This window comes from Pseudomonas sp. SGAir0191, from assembly GCF_002812565.2.
In the GTDB taxonomy this organism is placed as follows: Bacteria; Pseudomonadota; Gammaproteobacteria; order Pseudomonadales; family Pseudomonadaceae; genus Aquipseudomonas; species Aquipseudomonas parafulva_B.
Genome location: NZ_CP025035.2, coordinates 2112874 through 2131511, shown reverse-complemented (window position 1 = coordinate 2131511; position 18638 = coordinate 2112874). Strand labels below are relative to the sequence as shown.

The following is an 18638-nucleotide window of genomic DNA, read 5'->3' as shown; positions in this document are numbered from 1 at the left end:
GATGATGGGGCAGTGTAGAGAACAGACGCGCCGGAGAAAAAGTTATTCCCGCCCGGGAATAACTTTTCCAGGGCAGCGTCGTACTGGCACTTTTCGTGAATCAACGGGACTGACCATGAACCAACCTTTGCACGGCCGGGCCAAGGCCTGGCGGCTTGCAGCAATCGGCGCGGTGATGCTGGCTGCCGGTACGGGCTTTGCCTACAGCGCCGGCTGGCTTGGCCAATCCGCGCTCACACCACAGCGCATCATCGACACGTTCGAGGCCCAGGCTGGGCACTACCCGGGCTATCGCAAGAACCACGCTAAAGGCCTGTGCGTGAGCGGCTATTTCCAGGCCAGCGGGCAAGCGGCAAGCTTGTCGACGGCACGGGCGTTCACCCAGGCGCACGTGCCGGTCACAGGCCGCCTGGCCATTGGTGGTGCCAACCCGTTTGCGCCTGACACCGGCATCCCCGTGCGCAGCCTGGCAATCGAGCTCGCCACCGACGATGGGCAAGTCTGGAGGACCGGTATGAACAACCCGCCCGTTCTGGCGGTGAGTACGGCAGAGGCGTTCTACGAGCAGGTGCTGGCCAACACCCCGGACCCGACCACGCGCAAGCCCGACCCTGCCAAGGTACAGGCCTTCTTTGCAGCCCACCCCGAGAGCGCCGCGTTTCGGCAATGGGCAGCCAGCTACAAGCCCAGCGACAGCTTCGCCAACACCCAGTACCACAGCATCAATGCATTCAAGTTGATCGATCACGACGGTCATGCCCATCCGGTGCGCTGGCAGCTTGAGCCGCTCACGCCGTACATGGCCTTACCGGCGAAGGTGGACGACCCTCTGTTCCTGCAACATGACTTGCAACGACGGCTGGCGCAGGGGCCGTTGCGCTGGACCCTGCGCCTGGTACTGGCGGAACCGGACGACGCTATCGACGACCCTGCCAAACCCTGGCCAGCGAGCCGGCGCAGCGTCAACGCGGGCACCCTGGTGCTTGAGCAGGTCGACGCACCAGAACAGGGTGCCTGCCGCGACCTCAACTTCGACCCCTTGATACTGCCCCACGGCATCGAACCCTCCGCCGACCCTATACTCGCGGCCCGGTCAGCGGCCTATTCGGAATCATTCAACCGTCGTAGCCGCGAGTCCTTGAGCACTGGAGCCCGACCATGAAACCCACCGCCTTTCATCCCGTCGCCCGCCTGCTGCACTGGTCGATGGCGATCCTGATCCTGGCCATGCTCTTGATCGGCGTGAGCATGGTCACGGACCTGTCGGTCCGTCACCCCGTACTGGTCAGCTTGCACAAGGCCACGGGGCTTGCGCTGCTGGTGCTGGTCGTAGCGCGCATCATCGTGCGCCTGAGCATTCCCCATCCACCTCTGCCCCAGGACCTGCCAGCCTTCCAGCGCCTGGCTGCCGGCGCTTCGCACCTGCTGCTGTACGGCCTCATGCTAGCCATGCCCTTGCTGGGGTGGGCCATGCTCTCGGCCGGCGGGTACCCTCGCCCGTTTGGCCTGCCGACGATCGCGCCCCATGACTTGCAGCTGTATGCCGTGCTGCGCCAGGCGCACGGCTGGGCAGGCTACCTGTTGTTCGCCACGATACTGGTACACGTGGGCGCTGCGCTGATGCACGCCTGGGTTCGCCGTGATGGGGTGCTGCGCAGCATGTGGCCAGGGCCAAGGGCGCAGTGAGGGCGCCGTATCTTGCCGAGCGATGGCCCATCCGGCATCGCTGGCAGCCGGCACCGGCAAACCGCAGCGCGCAAGCCTTGAGAGTATGTTTTAATGCGCCTCGCTCATTATTCTTGACACCTCTTATTACAAGGCGGCTATGGACACGGGGACGCGACTCAAACTAGTGCGTGAACGCAACAACCTCTCCCAGCGGGAGTTGGCGCGCCGCAGCGGGCTCACCAACTCGACCATTTCGCAGATCGAGCAGAACCGCGTCAGCCCTTCGGTCAGCTCCTTGAAGAAGCTGCTGGAGGGCATTCCGATGAGCCTGGCAGAGTTCTTCAGCTTTGATGAACCCGTGCGTGAGGAGCGTTTCGTGTTCCGGGCGGGCGAGCAGCCCGACTTGGGTCGCAACGGGTTGCGCATGCTGCTGGTAGGTGCCAGCGTCGAGGGCCGGCAAATGCGCATGCTGCGCGAGCTTTACGCCCCAGGTGCCGACTCGGGCGAGCCCATCGTGCACGCCGAGGGCGAAGAGTGCGGGCTCGTCACGCGAGGCACCGTCGAGCTGTGGGTCGATGGCCAGGTCAGCGTGCTCAATGCGGGAGATGGCTACTACATCCCTACCACCCTGCCCCACAGTTTCAAGAATATTGGCCAGGACGAAGCAGAGATCATCAGCGCCAATACCCCCGCGAACTTCTGACCCAGGCGACGTGATGGTTGCAGACCACGTGAGCTGCAACCATCACCGGGTCATCGCACCGTCGGCAGCTCGATATCATCCTGCTCGCGGCTCGCATAGTGTTGCGCCAGCACAGCGCAGACCATCAGCTGGATCTGGTGGAACAGCATCAATGGCAGGATCATTGCGCCGATGCCGCTACCGACGAACAGCACCTGCGCCATCGGCACACCGGTTGCCAGGCTCTTCTTCGAGCCTGCGAACAGGATGGTGATCCGGTCTTCGAGGTTGAAGCCAAGCACTTTGCCCAACAGGCTGGTCCCCACCAACACCACGGTCAGCAGGATGCCGCAAACGGCGAACAGGCCTGCCAGGTGCTGCGGCGAAACAGTGTGCCACAAGCCTGTGACCACCGCCTCGCTGAAGGCGGTGTAGACCACCAGCAGAATCGAGCCCTGGTCGACGATCTTCAGCCAGCGCGCATTGCGTTTAACCCAGGCACCAATCCAGCGGCGGGCCAGTTGCCCGGCCACGAACGGCACCAGCAACTGCAGAGTAATCTTGAGCACTGCGTCCAGACCCGAGCCGGTGTCGCCGCTGGCGCCCAGCAACAGCATCACCAGAACCGGAGTCAGGAATATGCCCAGCAGGCTGGATGCGGCTGCGCTGCAGATGGCCGCTGGCACGTTACCCCGCGCCAGCGAGGTGAACGCGATGGCCGACTGGACGGTGGCAGGCAGGGCGCAAAGGTACAGCACCCCCAAGTAGAGCTCGTCTCCTACCAGTGGCAGGAACAGCGGCTTGAACGCCATGCCCAGCAGCGGAAACAGCACGAACGTGCAGGAAAACACCAGCAGGTGCAGGCGCCAATGCCCCGCTCCAGCGATGATTGCCTCCCGCGAGAGCTTGGCCCCGTGCAGGAAGAACAACAAACCGATCGCCAGGTTGGTGAGCCAGCCGAAATACACCGCCCCTTGTCCTGAGCAAGGCAACACGGTGGCGATCGCTACCACAGCCAGCAAGGCAAGGGTGAAGTTGTCGAACAGCATGCGCAGGTACTTCATCACAGTTCCGTCTTGTCTTTGGGCAAGCACGGAGGATAAGGTCTTGCGCCCCCAGGCGCTAACGCCGGAACCCCTCCTGGTATCGCGCAACGGACAGTCAGCCAAGGAATCTTCATGATCTGCTCCCGCTCCGTGGCCCTTGCGGTCGCCCTCACACTCGGCGCCCCCTGGTTACCCGCCTACGCCAATGACCCGCTGCGAATCAAAGTCGACACCGTCATTGGCCCCCTGATGCAGGCCCAGGGCATCAGCGGCATGGCGGTCGCGCTGTATGCGCATGGCCACGCTCATTACTTCAGCTACGGCGTCGCCAGCCGCGAAAGCGGCGTGCCCGTTAGCCGCGACACCCTCTTCGAAATTGGCTCGCTGAGCAAGACATTCACCGCCACGTTGGTGGCAGTGGCCAATGCCGAAGGCCAGCTTGCCCTGGACGCCCCTGCCAAACGCTATCACCCGGCCCTGGCTGGCACCGCCATGGGCGACGCCACCGTGCTGGATTTGGGCACCTACAGTGCCGATTGCCTGCCCCTGCAGTTTCCCGACACCGTGGACACACCCCAGCAAGTGGTGACGTTTTTGCGCCAATGGCAGCCCAAAGGCACGCCAGGTGCCCAACGGTGTTACTCCAACCTGAGCCTGGGCCTGTTCGGCGACCTGGCCGCCCGCGCCCAACATCAACCGTTTGCCACCTTGCTTGAGCACAACGTGCTGGAGCCCATGGGGCTGCACAGCACCTACCTGGAGGTGCCCAGTGATGCACGTAGCCTGTATGCCCAAGGCTACGATGCCAGCGACAAGCCAGTGCGCGTAAACCCTGGCCCTTATGCGCAGCAAGCCTACGGCATCAAGACCAGTGCCAGCGATCTGCTGCGTTATGTGCGCTTGAACATGCAGCCCGACGGTCTGCCTGCGCCCTTGGCCCGGGCCACCCTCATCACCCGTAGCGGCTACGCCCAGATCGGTGAAATGACACAAGGCCTGGGCTGGGAGCGTTATGCGTACCCCGTTGCACTGCGCACCCTCATCGCCGGCAATGGTCCGCAGATGATACAAGGCCCCCAGCCGGCACAACGGCTGCAGCCGCCTGCCGCCCCATTGGCGGGAGCCTGGTACAACAAGACAGGCTCCACCAATGGTTTCGGTGCCTACGCAGCGTTCGTCCCGTCTGAGGGGTTGGCCATCGTGCTTCTGGCCAACCGCAACTACCCCAACGAAGCCCGCGTGCGCGCGGCTTACGAGATTCTTTCAGGGCTTTGAAATCGAGGATTGTCGAACAACTCTACGAAAATGTAGTGAGAAAAAAATATCACTACAAAATGGTTGACGCCGTTCATCGCGCTTGTGCATGATGAGGCCGTCTCCCTGATCGGGAGCCGTGGCAAGGGTGTTCCAGGCCGCCTGCGCGGTAACGCAGGCGGTCCGTGGAGAGGGAACTGTCCAAAAGGCAGCGTGAGAAAGCCCCTGTTGCAAAGCTGCAGTAGCAGCCTTGGAAACGCGCTACATCGCGATAGCGCCAACTGTGAAAATCACCTGAAACTGGGTAATGGGGGCTTTATGATGAACTTGAACGACAATCCGACCATCGATCAATTGGCCAAGCTGTTCGCCACGCGCAAGGACAGCCTTGATGACCATCTGCTGTGGGTGAGCCAAAGCGGCGAAGTGCGCCTGGACCGCTTGCCACCCAACACGATCGAAGATGAATTCCAGGAGCACCTGCCAAGCATGCGTGCGCGATTCAAGGCCTACCGCCGAGGCCAGGGCTATGTGGGCAAGAAGGCGGCTGCCGATACCGAGTTCGTCGGCCGTGTCTTGCAAACCCTGCAACAGCAATGGCCAGAGGCACGTACGCAACGTGCCGTGAAAGTGATCGAAGCGCAGTATTGACCGTCACGCTGTATCAAGCCCGGCCACCGCGCCGGGCTTTTTCATGCGCGCCTTTTGGCGTTTTTAGGTAATGGCATGGCACCTGTGGCCAACGCCCGAGCGCGCTCCACACCCCAAACCAGCGCCCGGGTCATGGTTTCCCCGGAGCGCGCAGGATAATACTCCTCCACCAGAGCCTGCCCATTGCGTGCGTAAAGGCCGAGAAACAGTTGAGTTGCGCCTTGCCTGGACAGGCGCACCTGCACATCCAGGGTGGTGCCATCGCTCAGCACCTCGTCGTGGCAGCGGCTGTGCAGTTGTGCATCGGCCCACTGCCAATAGGTTTCGTCCCTGACTCGCATCGTTTGCGGTCCTCCTTACAAAAAACGTAACCAAGGAACCATATCCGTGCCTGATAGGCGACCGTAACTGACCGACATCATGAGCTTGGTCAATCAACGCTTAAAAAAAGACAGGTAGCACTCTTAATTACTCAGGCCCTCGCAGCCTTGAGCCGCTGTCCGAGTCGGGCGCCAAACACGTTCACCAACAAGCCACTCATGACCAGCAAGGCACCCCAACCCTGTGTTTCGGTCAGGCGCTCGCCCAGCAGCAGCGCTGATGAACTCAGGCCTATGACAGGTACCAGCAGCGAAAAAGGCGCGACCTTTCCGGCCGGATGGCGCGACAACAGCGTGCTCCAGAGGCTGTAGCCCAGAATGGTGGCCACGAATGCCAGGTATGCCAGCGCGGCAATCGAGTGCCAGCCGATGTGCGTGAGCGCCTGGCTGATGCGTTCAGGCCCCTCCAACCAGCCAGAGAGCAGCAGAAACGGCAGCGGAGGGATCAAGCCGCCCCAGATGACCAATGCCACCAGGTCTATCGACCCGAAGCGACGAGTGATGATGTTGCCCAAGCCCCACATCGCCCCGCCACACAAGGTCAGTACCAGCGCGAGCATGGGGACATGGCTACCGTCTTCGCTGCCGATCAGCGCCAGCCCACCGGCGGCCACCAGCAGCCCGAGCACGCTGGCCACGCGCAAGCGCTCGCCCAGAAACAGCGCAGCGAAGCCCAAGGTGAAGAAGGCCTGGGACTGCAGGACCAATGAAGCGAGCCCCGGTGGCATGCCGCTGGCCATGGCCTGGAACAGAAATGCAAACTGCCCCAGCGAGATGGTCGCACCGTAGGCGATCAGCCAACGCCACGGCAGGTTCGGCCGTTTGATGAAGAACACCGCGGGAAAAGCCACAAGCAGAAAACGCAGCGCCCCCAGCAACATGGGTGGCAACCCATCGAGCCCGACCTTGATCACGACGAAGTTGACGCCCCAGGCGATGATTACCACCAGAGCGATGAGCAGGTCCTTGAGCGGCATTGCGGCTTCCTTCTTCAGCACTTATACATATTTCGTTACAGCATAAGGCTATTCCTCAATGAACCACCATTACAGTTGCGCCCTAGCGTTGCGCAACAGTGGGCTGTGCGGCCATTAGCAGCACGCGGTTGGTACGCCCATGAAAAAGGGCCGCCTAGGCGACCCTCAATTTGCGGTGTTCCCCCCTGCCTTCATGCCACCGCGAACAGATCGTTTTCGATGTGCGCCTGTGCCGCAGCAATCGCTTGGGTGCGCTGCTCCGGGCCATAAGCCAGGCCATGAGCCCGAACCACGTGCAGGTCGGTAATGCCGATGAAGCCCAGGAACACCTTGAGGAAGTCTTCGTGGCCGACCCCTGTCGGTTGATCGGCGTGCAGACCCCCTGCCGTGGAAACCAGCACCACTTTCTTGTCACCGCACAGGCCTTCTGGACCAGCCTCGGTATAACGGAAGGTCTTGCCGGCGACGGCGATGCGGTCGATCCAAGCCTTGAGTTGGGTTGGCACGCTGAAGTTGTACATTGGCGCGCCGATGACCACTGCGTCGGCGGCCAGGAACTCTTCGAGGGTCTCGGCACTGAGCTTGGCCTCGAAGGCCTGGGCCGCATCGCGCAGCTCTTCACCGGTGCCGGCAGCCATCAGGGTAGCGGCCGAGAAGTGAGCGATGGCATCGGCTGCCAGGTCGCGATAAACCACTTCAACGTTCGGCTCAGCGGCCTGCCACGCGGCTACGACTTCACGGCTCAATTGGCGCGAGGCCGAGTTGTCACCCAGGATGCTCGAATCGATGTGCAGCAGTTTCATGGGGTACTCCTGTGAAGGGGGTGGATGCTGGATATATTCGATGAAAAGGATGTTACCTAAGTGCGTAATGGATGATAAGTGCGCCCAATCGCGCTAGTTTGTCCTACCCCTGGAACAATGAGCCATGCCATGCAGGATTTGAACGACCTGTTTTACTTTGCCCGTGTCGTCGAAGCAGGCGGGTTCGCCGCCGCTGGACGCCAGCTCGGCATTCCGAAATCAAGGCTATCCCGCCGTATCGCCGAACTGGAGGAGCGCTTGGGCATGCGCCTGCTACAGCGCACCACGCGGCAAGTGAAACTGACCGCCGTGGGCGAACGCTACCTGCATCACTGCCAAGCCATGCTCCTCGAAGCTGAAGCCGCTGAAGAAGCAGTAGCCAGCATGAGCAGTGAACCACGCGGCAGGCTACGCGTGTCCTGCCCGGTGGCCTTGGGTCATGCGTTCTTGCCGGACGTGGTAACCCGGTTTCTGCAACAGTATCCGCTCGTGCAGCTGGATCTGGTCTTGCTCAACCGTAGGGTGGACCTGATCTCTGAAGGAATAGATGTAGCGCTGCGAGTGCGCGACTTGGGCGATGAAGACCCTACGCTGGTGACCCGGCGACTGTGTCAGGCACAGATGCAACTGGTAGCCGCGCCCGGTTTCGCCCCGCAGGTGCGCACGCCTGAGCAGCTGGCCGACCTGCCGGTGCTGGGTGCACCCGAGGCCGACCGCCTGGTACACCTGAGGCTGCAGGGGCCAGGGGGCCAACAACGCGCCTTGGCGCTCGAACCCAGGCTGTCAGCGGACGATTTCGTGGTACGAAATGCAGCTGTACGCGCTGGCCTGGGCTTCACCGCCCTGCCCAGCCTGTTTTGTGAAGAGCAGCTCCAACGCGGTGAACTCGTCAGATTACTTCCGGACTGGTCCTTGCCAGGCGGCTACCTGCAGGCGGTTTACCCGCACCGACGCGGTGTCACGCCTGCGGTGCGGGTATGGATCGACCATTTGGCCGCCTCATTCGAAACGTGCGGGGAACGTTACGTCTGACACATCACTGAGCCCAACCCGAGTGGCCGGGACTTCAATAGGGGCGCTCGCCCCCGTTCGTGATACAGCGGCTTCACCCCAGCGCTGCAGCTCGCCCTTGAAAGAACAGCCAGTACGCCCAGGCGGCCTGGTGCACGACCACGATGGCCCAGAACTTGACCTGGTAAGGCACCTTGCGTGTCTTGTGCCGGAACACCTGCTGCGCCAGCAGGGCCCCAGGCCAGCCACCGAACAGTTCTACACCATGCAGCAGCTTCTCCGGGGTGCGTCGCGCTTGGCTGCGGGCCTGGGACTTGTCGCGCCAGTAGAGCAACACACTGAGCAGGCTCATCACCGGGTACACCACCAGCGGCCACCACGCCTGCGCGTCGTAGGCCAGGCACGCGACGCCTAACACCGGCAGCACACACAGCAGCCCCAGCAGCACTCCCTTTAACTTGGCATTGCGTATCCGTGTCGGGCGCTGGCGGTCTGACTGCTCATCCATGAGCGACGGTCCAGTCGACCCAGCCAAACAGCCAGCTCGCCAGGATCAGCATGCCGAAGACGATCCGATACCAGGCAAAGGCTGCATAACTGTGGTTGGCGATGAATTTCAGCAGGCCGCGTACGGCGATCATCGCGAAGATGAACGAGGTGACGAAGCCCAGCGCAAAGACCGGCAGATCATCGGGCTGGAACAGATGACGGTACTTGTAACCCGAATACACGGCAGCCCCCACCATCGTCGGCATCGCCAGAAAGAAAGAAAACTCCGTCGCGGCAGTACGCGACAGGCCAAACAGTAGGCCGCCGATGATGGTCGAGCCGGAACGCGAGGTACCCGGGATCATGGCCAGACACTGCACGAAACCGATTTTGAGCGCGTGGCTCCAGTGCATCTCGTCGACATGAGTCACCTGAACCCTGTGTTGGCGTCGCTCGGCCCAGAGCATGATCACCCCACCCAGTACCAGCGCAGCTGCCACGGTGACAGCATTGAACAAGTACTCATGAATCAGGTCGGCGAACAATACACCCAATACCAACGCAGGCAGGAAGGCCAACAGCAAGTTGCCGGTGAAGCGCTGCGCCCTGGGCTGATTCGGCAACCCACGGACCACATCGAATATTTTGCCGCGAAACTCCCACATCACCGCCAGGATGGCGGCCAGCTGAATGATGATGTTGAAGGCCATCGCCCGCTCACCTGTAAACCCGATGAGGTCGGCAACGATGATCTGGTGGCCAGTACTGGAAATCGGCAGGAACTCCGTCAGCCCTTCCACCACGCCCAGTATGATTGCCTGAAAGGCCGTCCAAAAATCCATCATCCCCCCGATGGAGCCTGCTCGTGGCAAGCTCCTTGTTCTTGATTTGCCTGAATATTGCCGCACGCGGCCCGGCTGTTTTACAGCGTCTGTTGGTCGCAACGCCAGTGGAAAAGTTCACGGTTACTAAAGGTTTCATGTTGCGCCGCCGAAATGCTGGCAGAGCCCCTTTGCACTGTCATGACGTGGCAGGCAACAGACTCCACGGGATATGGCACTTAGCCATTGGTCGAGTGGGTCCATGGCCACAGGCGTGCTTGGATGCAGGTGAAAACAAGAACAAATGGAGCATGCGCAATGAAGACGCTTAGATCGATGTCGATCAGCAGCCGTTTATGGCTGATCCTGATAGTGGCCATAGCCATGCTGGTGGTGCTTGGTCTGCTGATGCTGCGCCAGATCCACGGCGACTTGTACCAAGCCAAGGCAGAGAAAACCCGGCATGTGGTGGAAACGGCCACAGGTGTACTGGCGCATTTCCAGCAGCTGGAGGCCGCCGGTACCTTGAGCCGTGACGCGGCCCAGCAACAAGCCCTGCAAGTGGTAAGGGCGTTGCGCTATGACCATGACGACTACTTCTGGATCAACGACCTCACCCCGCGCATGATCATGCATCCGGCTAATCCCAAGCTCGACGGCCAGGACCTTTCGGGCATTCGCGACCCGGATGGCTTTGCCGTATTCAACGAAATGGTCGCGCTGGCGCGCCAGCAGGAGGCTGGGCCTGTGAATTACCGCTGGCCCAAGCCAGGAGCTAGCGAAGCTGTTGCCAAGACATCCTACATCCAGCTGTTCAAGCCCTGGGGCTGGATCATCGGCTCTGGCGTCTACGTTGACGACGTACAGACCGAGTTCGCTCGCCAGCTGCGTGACGCTTCGCTGCTGGGCATGGCGATCGCGCTGCTGATGGGCCTGATGGTCTGGGTGATCGCACGCAGCATTGCCCGTCCGCTGCAGGAAGCCGTGCAGGCCATGGGCAATATCGCCAGCGGCGAAAGCGACCTGACCCGGCGGCTGGACACCCATGGGCGTGATGAACTCAGCCAGCTGGGCGAGCACTTCAACCGCTTCAACGGCAAGCTGCAAGGGGTGATCGGGCAACTGCAAGGGGCGGCGCATGCGTTGGCCAGATCAGCCGACCATGTAGGCGACAACGCCGGCGTGGCGCAACAGCAAAGCGCGCAACAGTCCCTGCAGATGGACCAGGTGGCAACGGCCGTGAACCAGGTGACCTACGCCGTGCAGGATGTGGCCAAGACCGCCGAGCAGGCCGCCGGGGAAATGCACTGCGCTCAGCAACAGGTCGCCCATGGGCAGCAGGCGATCCATGGCAGCCTGGCCCAGATTGACCGATTGTCCATGACCATCGAACAGGCGGTGCAAGTAATCCGTGACCTGGCCGGGCACAGTACCCGTATTGGCGGCGTGCTGGACGTGATCCGCTCGATCGCAGAACAAACCAACCTGCTGGCGCTTAACGCGGCGATCGAAGCGGCTCGCGCGGGCGAACAAGGCAGGGGTTTTGCCGTGGTAGCCGATGAGGTGCGCCTGCTGGCGCAGCGCACGGCCCAGTCCACGGCCGAGATCCACACCATGATCGAACACTTGCAGAGCCAGTCCGATGCCGCCGTCAAGGCGATCGACACCAGCAGCGAGGCCTCACGGCAAACCATCACGCAAGCCCGCGAAGCAGGCGCCAGCCTGGATGCGATCAACCAGGCCCTGCACACCCTGACAGCGTTGAATGCCTCTATTGCCAGCGCCACACTGCAGCAGTCCCACGTGGTCGAGGACATCAACCGCAACGTGCTGGACACGGCAGGCCTCTCGCAGCAGGCGGCCGAGGCGGCACGCCAGTCCAGTGAGGCCGGCGTGGCGCTGGGCCGCCTCAGCCAGGACCTGGAGCAACTGCTGCGCCAGTTCAGGGTCTGAAGCCGACACCGGCTCAGGGCTGCTAGACGGCCCTGATCCCGGCAACGCTCTACACCTTCCTTGAGCTAACCGCTACAATCGCGCCCCTCCCTGAAATCTCCAAGGATCGCCGATGTCCGGCCTTGAACTCATCGCCGCCGTCCTCGGCGTCATCGCTGTGTGGCTCACGGTCAAGCAGAACGCCTGGTGCTGGCCCCTCGGCCTGATCATGGTGCTGATCTATGCCTGGCTATTTTATGAGGTCAAGCTCTATTCGGGGATGCTGCTCCAAGTTGCCTATGCGCTGTTGCAACTGTATGGCTGGTGGCAGTGGAAGCGCCCTGAACGGCAAGACGCGGCACGCCAGGTATCGAGCTTACGGCCCGGCGCGCTGGTCATCCACCTGGGCCTGGGCGTACTGCTTAGCGCAGCATTGGGTACTGCCATGGCCACCTGGACCGATGCCGCCCTGCCTTGGCTGGATGCCAGCCTGACCGGCTTTAGCCTGGTGGCCCAGCTGTGGATGGCGCAAAAGCGCTTGCAATGCTGGCCCCTGTGGGTCGTTGTGGACATCATCTATGTCGGGCAGTACCTGCACCAGCACTTGTATTTCACCGCGGCGCTGTTTGCGGTGCTCACCCTCATTGCCCTGCGCGGATGGCTGGAGTGGCACCGGGACCCGGCGTTGGTGAAGGCATGAGCGCTGTCACGAGCACACAGGTTGTGGTGCTGTGCGGCCCCGAATCCAGTGGCAAGAGCTGGCTCAGCGGCCAGATCCAGGCGCGTTTCGGAGGGCTGGTGGTGGGTGAGTACGTGCGTCATTTCATCGACCAGCACTGCCGCGACACGTGCTACGCCGACATCCCCAGCATCGCCCGTGGGCAGTTGGCCTGGGAAGACGCTGCACGCGCAGCCTCGCCGTCGCTGTTGATTCTGGACACCCACCTGCTCAGCAACATGCTCTGGAGCCAGACCTTGTTCGGTGACTGCCCACCTTGGCTGGAGCAGGCTCTGCTCGATCGTCACTACGACCTGCACCTGCTTCTCAGCCCAGAGGGCGTGCCCTGGGTTGCCGATGGCCAGCGCACCCAACCGGATGTGCGAGAGCGCCAGCAGTTTTTCGAGGCAAGCCTGCACTGGCTGCAAGACCACGATCAGCCTTATCGCATCATCGAAGGTGACTGGGCGACACGTCAGGACCTGGCGCTGGAACTGGTCGCCTCGACGCTGCGGGGCTCTGACCCGGTGTAAAGCCTCTGACACACCCCGGCTGTTGCCAACCCCGCAAGCATGCGGCTTACGCGGTGAGCTCCGATAAGTGTCACGCCACCGATACACTGCCTGTCATTCCAATCAAACCAAGCCCTAGAGGTGACCGCTTGGTCATCAGTCCATGGTCGTTGTATCAGCACTGACACAACGCAGCCCTACACGACAGCTTTCATCGCGCTAACCCCCTGAAATACAGCGACTTCTCAAAAGCGGCACGGCTTCTGCTCTTGCTAGCGCAACGCTGAACAAGGCCAGCGGCTGAAGAAGGAATTGCCGTCGTGAGGAACATCGACAAACGCCTGGGTTACCTGTTGCTGCTGGGGTGCGCGATCAGCTCGCTCAGCGCGACCGCCCAAGCCGACAATGGCACCATCGTCATTACCCGCGACGTGCAGACACGCAATGCCGTGATTCCCCCACTGCGTCCGGACCCCACACCCACCACCGTCAATGCCAACCCGGTCAATCATGTGCTGCGCCAGACCAACGAGTTGAGCGATGGCGACTTCGCCAGCATCAGCAGCGGCTCAGGCATCAACGCCCTGATCACCCAACACACCGATCACCTGGGCAGCAACCTTGGCCACCAGAGCCAGTTGCCCAACCTCTCTGGCGGGCGTGGATCAGGGTCGGGCAACGGGATTTCCAACATGGTCAATTCAAGCGTGCAGAAAGGCCTCGCGCCCCTGCAGATCTTGACGGGGGGCAAATGACATGAAGCCTGCCCTGCTCGTCATCACCCTGCTGTGCAGCGCCTCCGCCATGGCCCAGCCACCGACTGCCATCAGCAACAGCGCCACCATCGACGACGCCGGCCGTGCCTATCAGGGCAACATGACGGTCAACCAGGCCGCCGGGGACATGCAGCAGCAGGCCAATGCCCGGGCCTTCGCCCTTGGCCACGGCGCCAGTGCCACGACCCAGATCCGGCAACGGCTCAATACGCCTGCGCACGCTCCCATGGATGCCCAAGCCCGCATTGGCGGCGCCTCGTTCAGCCACGGCAATGGCGCGCTTGGCGTCAACCAGAGCGCCGGTGCCGGCACCCAGCAGGCCAACGCCCTGCGCATCAGCGTCGGAACACAACCGCAAAGCATCGACGACAGCGTCCTCCTGCAACAGAACGTGACGCTGCTCAACACCTTTGACTCAGCTGCTACCCCGACAGGTCATCGCCAGGTCACCACCAGTGACCAGGCGTTCACCGGTGGCCGTGGCGTGGTTCAGCTGAATCAGAGTGCCGGGGTGGGAAACCGCATGGCCAACACCTTGAGCATACGAGTCGCCGACTGACCGTTTGAGTCATGAACGACACTTAACCTTTAGAGTACGGAGAATCACCATGAAACCTTCGATGGCACTCAAGCCTCTGGTTTTCGCAATTGCTGCGGTCATGGCCGTTGCTGTACAAGCCGATCAGAACCGTCGCAGCTACAACGGCAACAGCACCACCTGGCTGCCTATCTCGGCCAAGGCCGATGCGCTGGACACCCAGCGTAGCACCGGCAACACCATCACCAACCAGGGCACCGTGAACGAAGCTGAAATGAGCAGCTCGGCAACTGGCGCCAGTGGCAACGTGGGTGTCAACGTGGCGTCTGGTAACGGTAACCAGCAGGGCAACGCGTCGGCCATCGCCAACGCCGCTGCCGACTCTACCCTGGACAACAGTTTCGTCTTCGGCACCGCGCAAGCCAATGCTGACGTCAGCCAGTACAGCAACAACAACCGTGTCGACAACTGGTCGACCCAGTCTTCGGCGGTAATGAGCGGCTCTGGCGAAGGCAGCTCGGGCAACGTAGGCATCAACATTGCCGGCGGCGACCTGAACCAGCAGAAAAACAGCATGGCCATCGCCAATACCAATGCCGGTATCGGCAACGCCACGGCTACGGCCAAGGCCGACCAGAACGGTCCTGGGCTTGTGGTCAACAATGGGGCCGACCGCACTTACCGTGTCGATACCCTGACCTTCACCACCTCGGCCACCGGTTCCAGCTCGCGTGAAGGTACGCTGAACTCGACCGATGACCGCAGTGCCTCCTCCAGCTTCAACCTGGCGGGCTCGCAAAGTGCCAGCTCCAGCGGCTCCAGCGGTTGGAATTCGAGTGGTTCGAGTGCCAACAACGCCAGCGGCTCCAACAGTGCCAGTGCCAGTGGCTCCAACAGCTGGGGCATGAACGGTTCGGCCAGCGGCAGCGCCAGCGCCTCGAACAGCGCCAGCCTCAGTGCCAGCCTGGCAGCGGCTGCCGATGCCACGCGTACCCTGACCCTGACCAACGGTGATCGCGAGCGCACCCGCACCAGCAGCGTCGACGGTTCGCTCAATGCATCCCTGGACGCCTCGGTGAACACCTCGCAGCAAAGTGCCTACGACTCTTCGTTCGAGAAAGCCTTCGACTCCAACTACGACAAGTCGAGCGAGTCGGCCTATAACCATTCGCGGGACTCGTCGTACACCAAGTCCCATGACTCGTCCTACGAGAACGCTTCGGCTTCGGCGTTTGAAAAGTCTGGCGAAACCTCCAGTCAGTCCTCCAACGACGTTGCCAAGAGCTACAGCGAAAGCAGCGCTTACGACTTGAGCAATACCGTGTCCTTCCAAGTGCTGACCCCGACCGGCTGGGCCAACCCTGTGACCAACACTGCAACCCTTAGCGGTTCGGTCAATGGCGGCAGCGGCAACCTGGGCGTGAACGTGGCGGCCGGTGTCGGCAACCAGCAGAGCAACTCGCTGGCCATCTCCAATACCTCGTTCTGATGCCAGACCCCAAGGCCCCCTGTCAGGGGGCCTATCTTCAACGCATCCAAAGGCGTCGATCATGCGCGTATTCGCCCTGGCGTTCCTGCTGTGCCTGGCCAGCATGGGTCAAGCAGCCCAGATGCCCCTGTCCGTCCTGCCCGGCGGTGCGGTGGTGTTCAAGCCCATCCAGAGCATGCGCGAACGCAAGTTCGCCGACTTGGTGCAACAGAAGACCGACTTCAGCTGCGGCGCCGCGGCGCTGGCAACCATCCTGCGTCAGGCCTACTGGCTGGACGTGGACGAACACCAGATCATCGAAGGCATGCTGACCCATGCCGACCAGGACCTGGTCCGCACCCAGGGGTTTTCAATGCTCGACATGAAGCGCTACGTGGAAAGCCTGGGCATGCGCGCCCGGGGATACCGGGTGGCACCCGAGACCCTTAACAGCGTAAGAATCCCGGTGGTGGTGCTGATGGACATCCGCGGCTACAAGCATTTTGTGGTCATGCAGAAGGTCGACCGCGGCTGGGTCTACATCGGCGATCCGGTGTTGGGGCACAAGCGCTACAGAACCGAGGACTTCCTCAAGGGCTGGAACGGCATCATCTTCGCGGTGATCGGCCAGGGCTACGACAAGCACAACGCTCTGCTCGACCCTCCGTTGCCGCTGACGGCCAAAGGCCGCCTGGACGGCTTCACGCCGGTCAAGGATGCCGATCTGCTGGACTACGGCTTCATTCGAAGCGATTTCTTCTAACGCCTCTTCCAAGAACAAGGTGCATGATGCGCCGGGGAGCATTGCATGAAGACCCCTACCTGGTTGGTGCTGGCCTGCATGACGGCCAGCCTGCCTGTCCACGCCGAAGTGCTGCACCCCATCGAGCTCAAGGACCAGGAGCTGGCGAGCTTGCGTGGGCGCTACGTGATGCCGGGCCGAATCGTGAGTTTTGGCATCGTCATGAGCAGCACCTGGCAGAACGCGCGCGGTGAAGTGATAGGCGCCAGCAGCACCTTGCAGGTGCAAGAGGCCACGATCAAGCCGCAGTTCTATGTCTCGCTGATCGATGAGCACGGCGCGCCGACGGCCCAGGGAGGTGCCCAGCCGGTCGCCCAAGGCAGCGGCACGGTGAGCGGCGGTGCCGGGCTCGGCACCACCCAGGGAGTGACCCAAGTGGTCCGCGCGGCCGGCGACGACAACAGTGCGTACAACACTGTAAACGTCAACGTGACCAAGGCCGATCAGGCCCCCGCCGTGCAGCCCCATGGCCAGGTCTTGGCCGCTGGGCAGACGCTGATGGCCGAGAACGGTGCCGGCGCGCTGAGCGTATCGTCCACAGGCGTGGGCGTACAAATGAACATAGACGCCAACGCCAACCAGGGCAGCAGCGTGCAGCGCCTGGCCCAGGGCGGATTGATGCAGAACACCACCGTGCTCGGCAATGGCAACCTAGTGAACAACGTCACCTCCCTGAACGTGGTCATGCGTCAGAACCTGCCGACTGCCGCTTCGCTAAATGGCAGCCTGGACCAGCTCAAAGGGCTTCGCTCTGTCGGATACTGATCTACGCTCAGTCTCATCACAGCAGTCGGAAGGGACGGCATCTTCATGCAACGATCGTTAGCACTCAAAGCGGTTGTGTGTTTGACAACCTTGGCACCCGCCACATCGCTGTACGCCGCTGTAGATCCGCAAGTAGAAGCACTCAAACAGGAACTGACCGAACTCAAGCGCCGCTATGAAGCCCAGCAGCAGGCGCTGATGGTGCTGGAGCAGCGGGTTCGCCAGGTCGAAGAAACCCCGGCCGCGCCCCCGCCAAAACGCCTGGTGCGATCGCCCAGCGAACGGGTCAAAGGGGCCCAGACCGTCGCTGCCGGGGCGCCTGGGACCACCGGCAGTTCGTATGGACAGGCGCTGGCCGCAGACTCCGAGCCTGCGCAAAGCGTCTCCAACCTGTACGACGAGGCCAGCGGGTTCTTCGGGGGTGGCAAGTTCAGCCTCGAAACCGGCTTGACCTACACTCACTACGACACCCGCGCCCTGACCCTCAACGGCTTCCTGGCGCTGGATTCGATCTTCCTGGGCAATATCAACCTGGACCGGATCAAGGCCGACAACTGGACCTTGGACCTGACGGCACGCTACAACCTGGACCAGCGCTGGCAGTTCGACATCAACGTCCCGGTCATCTACCGCGAGTCCACCTATTCGTCTGGCGGCGCCGGCGGTGCCGGGCCGAGCACCTCGGACGCCACGGTCACGCGGGACCCGGAAATCGGCGATATCAACGTAGGTGTCGCCTACAAGTTCCTGGACGAATCCGAGACCTGGCCGGACGCCGTGGCCACCCTGCGGGTCAAGGCGCCGACCGGCAAGGACCCCTATGGGATCAAGCTGCGCGAAGTGGCGGGCAACGACAACCTTTCCGTGCCCGAGAGCCTGCCGACCGGCAATGGGGTCTGGTCCATCACGCCGGGTATCTCGCTGGTCAAGACGTTCGATCCGGCCGTGCTGTTCGGCAGCTTGTCCTACACCTACAACCTGCAAGACTCCTTCAGCGACATCAGCCCGCAGGTCAACAGCAAGGTCCCAGGTGACGTGAAGCTGGGCGACTCGTGGCAGATCGGTGCGGGTATTGCCTTCGCGCTGAACGAGAAGATGAGCATGTCGTTCTCGGTCTCCGACCAGTTCGGACGCAAGAGCAAGATCAAGCCCGACGGTGGTGACTGGCAATCGGTCTCCAACAGTGACTACAACGCGGCCAACTTCAACGTCGGCATGACGTTTGCGGCGACCAACAACCTCACGATCGTGCCCAACCTGTCCATTGGGCTGACCAATGATGCGCCCGATTTCTCGTTCAGCCTCAAATTCCCTTACTACTTCTGATGAACGACGCACCGGGCCC

The 18638-nt window shown here is 62.0% G+C and carries 21 protein-coding genes and 1 pseudogene; 16 read left to right on the top strand and 6 right to left on the bottom strand.

Going from position 1 to position 18638, the window contains the following annotated elements:
* Window positions 1–109 precede the first annotated feature (109 nt).
* The 3 genes from CWR53_RS09750 (at window position 110) to CWR53_RS09740 (ending at window position 2371) form a co-directional block, all read left to right on the top strand.
* On the top strand, window positions 110–1162 hold the full coding sequence (locus CWR53_RS09750) for a catalase family peroxidase (protein ID WP_100852616.1): 1053 nt from the start codon (window positions 110–112) through the stop codon (window positions 1160–1162).
* Complete coding sequence (locus tag CWR53_RS09745; protein WP_100851374.1) at window positions 1159–1686, top strand: cytochrome b; 528 nt, start codon at window positions 1159–1161, stop codon at window positions 1684–1686. The genes CWR53_RS09750 and CWR53_RS09745 overlap by 4 nt, the downstream gene beginning before the upstream one ends.
* Before the next feature lie 139 nt (window positions 1687–1825).
* Entirely contained in the window at window positions 1826–2371 is a 546-nt protein-coding gene (locus tag CWR53_RS09740; protein WP_027915556.1) for a cupin domain-containing protein, read from the top strand.
* Window positions 2372–2421: 50 nt separating this feature from the next.
* On the opposite strand, the gene CWR53_RS09735 is transcribed toward CWR53_RS09740, so the two are convergent.
* Window positions 2422–3414 (bottom strand): bile acid:sodium symporter family protein, encoded by a 993-nt coding sequence (locus CWR53_RS09735; protein WP_058605151.1) that lies wholly within the window; start codon window positions 3412–3414, stop codon window positions 2422–2424.
* Window positions 3415–3528: 114 nt separating this feature from the next.
* Here CWR53_RS09735 and ampC point away from each other — a divergent pair, with 114 nt between their 5' ends.
* Both ampC and CWR53_RS09725 read left to right on the top strand, forming a co-directional pair.
* Window positions 3529–4671, top strand: coding sequence for a class C beta-lactamase (gene ampC / locus CWR53_RS09730; RefSeq protein WP_100851373.1), 1143 nt, complete (start codon window positions 3529–3531; stop codon window positions 4669–4671).
* Window positions 4672–4968: 297 nt separating this feature from the next.
* Window positions 4969–5301: a hypothetical protein gene (locus tag CWR53_RS09725; RefSeq protein WP_058605149.1), complete on the top strand. Its 333-nt coding sequence runs from the start codon at window positions 4969–4971 to the stop codon at window positions 5299–5301.
* 41 nt (window positions 5302–5342) lie between these two features.
* Here CWR53_RS09725 and CWR53_RS09720 read toward each other — a convergent pair whose 3' ends face one another.
* The 3 genes from CWR53_RS09720 to CWR53_RS09710 form a co-directional block, all read right to left on the bottom strand.
* Window positions 5343–5642, bottom strand: a complete 300-nt coding sequence (locus CWR53_RS09720; protein WP_058639337.1) for a hypothetical protein — start codon at window positions 5640–5642, stop codon at window positions 5343–5345.
* 131 nt (window positions 5643–5773) lie between these two features.
* Window positions 5774–6658 carry an EamA family transporter gene (locus CWR53_RS09715; protein WP_058605147.1) on the bottom strand — a complete coding sequence of 295 codons (885 nt, stop codon included), beginning with the start codon at window positions 6656–6658 and terminating at the stop codon, window positions 5774–5776.
* A gap of 191 nt (window positions 6659–6849) precedes the next feature.
* The gene (locus tag CWR53_RS09710) at window positions 6850–7461 is read right to left on the bottom strand and encodes an FMN-dependent NADH-azoreductase (protein WP_058605146.1); all 612 of its coding nucleotides are present in this window, start codon (window positions 7459–7461) and stop codon (window positions 6850–6852) included.
* A gap of 129 nt (window positions 7462–7590) precedes the next feature.
* On the opposite strand from CWR53_RS09710, the gene CWR53_RS09705 reads away from it, so the two are divergent.
* Window positions 7591–8493, top strand: coding sequence for a LysR substrate-binding domain-containing protein (locus tag CWR53_RS09705; RefSeq protein WP_100851372.1), 903 nt, complete (start codon window positions 7591–7593; stop codon window positions 8491–8493).
* Window positions 8494–8566: 73 nt separating this feature from the next.
* Here CWR53_RS09705 and CWR53_RS09700 read toward each other — a convergent pair whose 3' ends face one another.
* Both CWR53_RS09700 and CWR53_RS09695 read right to left on the bottom strand, forming a co-directional pair.
* Window positions 8567–8980 carry a DUF1294 domain-containing protein gene (locus CWR53_RS09700; RefSeq protein WP_100851371.1) on the bottom strand — a complete coding sequence of 138 codons (414 nt, stop codon included), beginning with the start codon at window positions 8978–8980 and terminating at the stop codon, window positions 8567–8569.
* On the bottom strand, window positions 8973–9803 hold the full coding sequence (locus tag CWR53_RS09695) for an undecaprenyl-diphosphate phosphatase (protein ID WP_100852615.1): 831 nt from the start codon (window positions 9801–9803) through the stop codon (window positions 8973–8975). Before CWR53_RS09695 ends, CWR53_RS09700 begins: the two co-directional genes overlap by 8 nt.
* Before the next feature lie 261 nt (window positions 9804–10064).
* On the opposite strand from CWR53_RS09695, the pseudogene CWR53_RS23485 reads away from it, so the two are divergent.
* The 10 genes and pseudogenes from CWR53_RS23485 to CWR53_RS09650 form a co-directional block, all read left to right on the top strand.
* A pseudogene (locus CWR53_RS23485) lies at window positions 10065–10814 on the top strand (cache domain-containing protein); the annotation flags it as partial.
* Window positions 10815–11000: 186 nt separating this feature from the next.
* On the top strand, window positions 11001–11735 hold the full coding sequence (locus CWR53_RS23480) for a methyl-accepting chemotaxis protein (RefSeq protein ID WP_375335491.1): 735 nt from the start codon (window positions 11001–11003) through the stop codon (window positions 11733–11735).
* A gap of 112 nt (window positions 11736–11847) precedes the next feature.
* The gene (gene pnuC, locus CWR53_RS09685; RefSeq protein ID WP_100851369.1) at window positions 11848–12414 is read left to right on the top strand and encodes a nicotinamide riboside transporter PnuC; all 567 of its coding nucleotides are present in this window, start codon (window positions 11848–11850) and stop codon (window positions 12412–12414) included.
* Complete coding sequence (locus tag CWR53_RS09680) at window positions 12411–12965, top strand: AAA family ATPase (protein ID WP_100851368.1); 555 nt, start codon at window positions 12411–12413, stop codon at window positions 12963–12965. The genes pnuC and CWR53_RS09680 overlap by 4 nt, the downstream gene beginning before the upstream one ends.
* Before the next feature lie 299 nt (window positions 12966–13264).
* Window positions 13265–13699: a hypothetical protein gene (locus tag CWR53_RS09675; protein WP_058605140.1), complete on the top strand. Its 435-nt coding sequence runs from the start codon at window positions 13265–13267 to the stop codon at window positions 13697–13699.
* 1 nt (window position 13700) lies between these two features.
* Window positions 13701–14279, top strand: coding sequence for a hypothetical protein (locus CWR53_RS09670; protein WP_058605139.1), 579 nt, complete (start codon window positions 13701–13703; stop codon window positions 14277–14279).
* 49 nt (window positions 14280–14328) lie between these two features.
* Complete coding sequence (locus CWR53_RS09665) at window positions 14329–15747, top strand: hypothetical protein (RefSeq protein ID WP_058605138.1); 1419 nt, start codon at window positions 14329–14331, stop codon at window positions 15745–15747.
* 61 nt (window positions 15748–15808) lie between these two features.
* Window positions 15809–16489, top strand: a complete 681-nt coding sequence (locus tag CWR53_RS09660; RefSeq protein ID WP_058605137.1) for a C39 family peptidase — start codon at window positions 15809–15811, stop codon at window positions 16487–16489.
* 45 nt (window positions 16490–16534) lie between these two features.
* Window positions 16535–17293, top strand: coding sequence for a hypothetical protein (locus tag CWR53_RS09655; RefSeq protein ID WP_100851367.1), 759 nt, complete (start codon window positions 16535–16537; stop codon window positions 17291–17293).
* A 45-nt stretch (window positions 17294–17338) separates the two neighbouring features.
* Window positions 17339–18619, top strand: coding sequence for a hypothetical protein (locus CWR53_RS09650; RefSeq protein ID WP_100851366.1), 1281 nt, complete (start codon window positions 17339–17341; stop codon window positions 18617–18619).
* Window positions 18620–18638 lie beyond the last annotated feature (19 nt).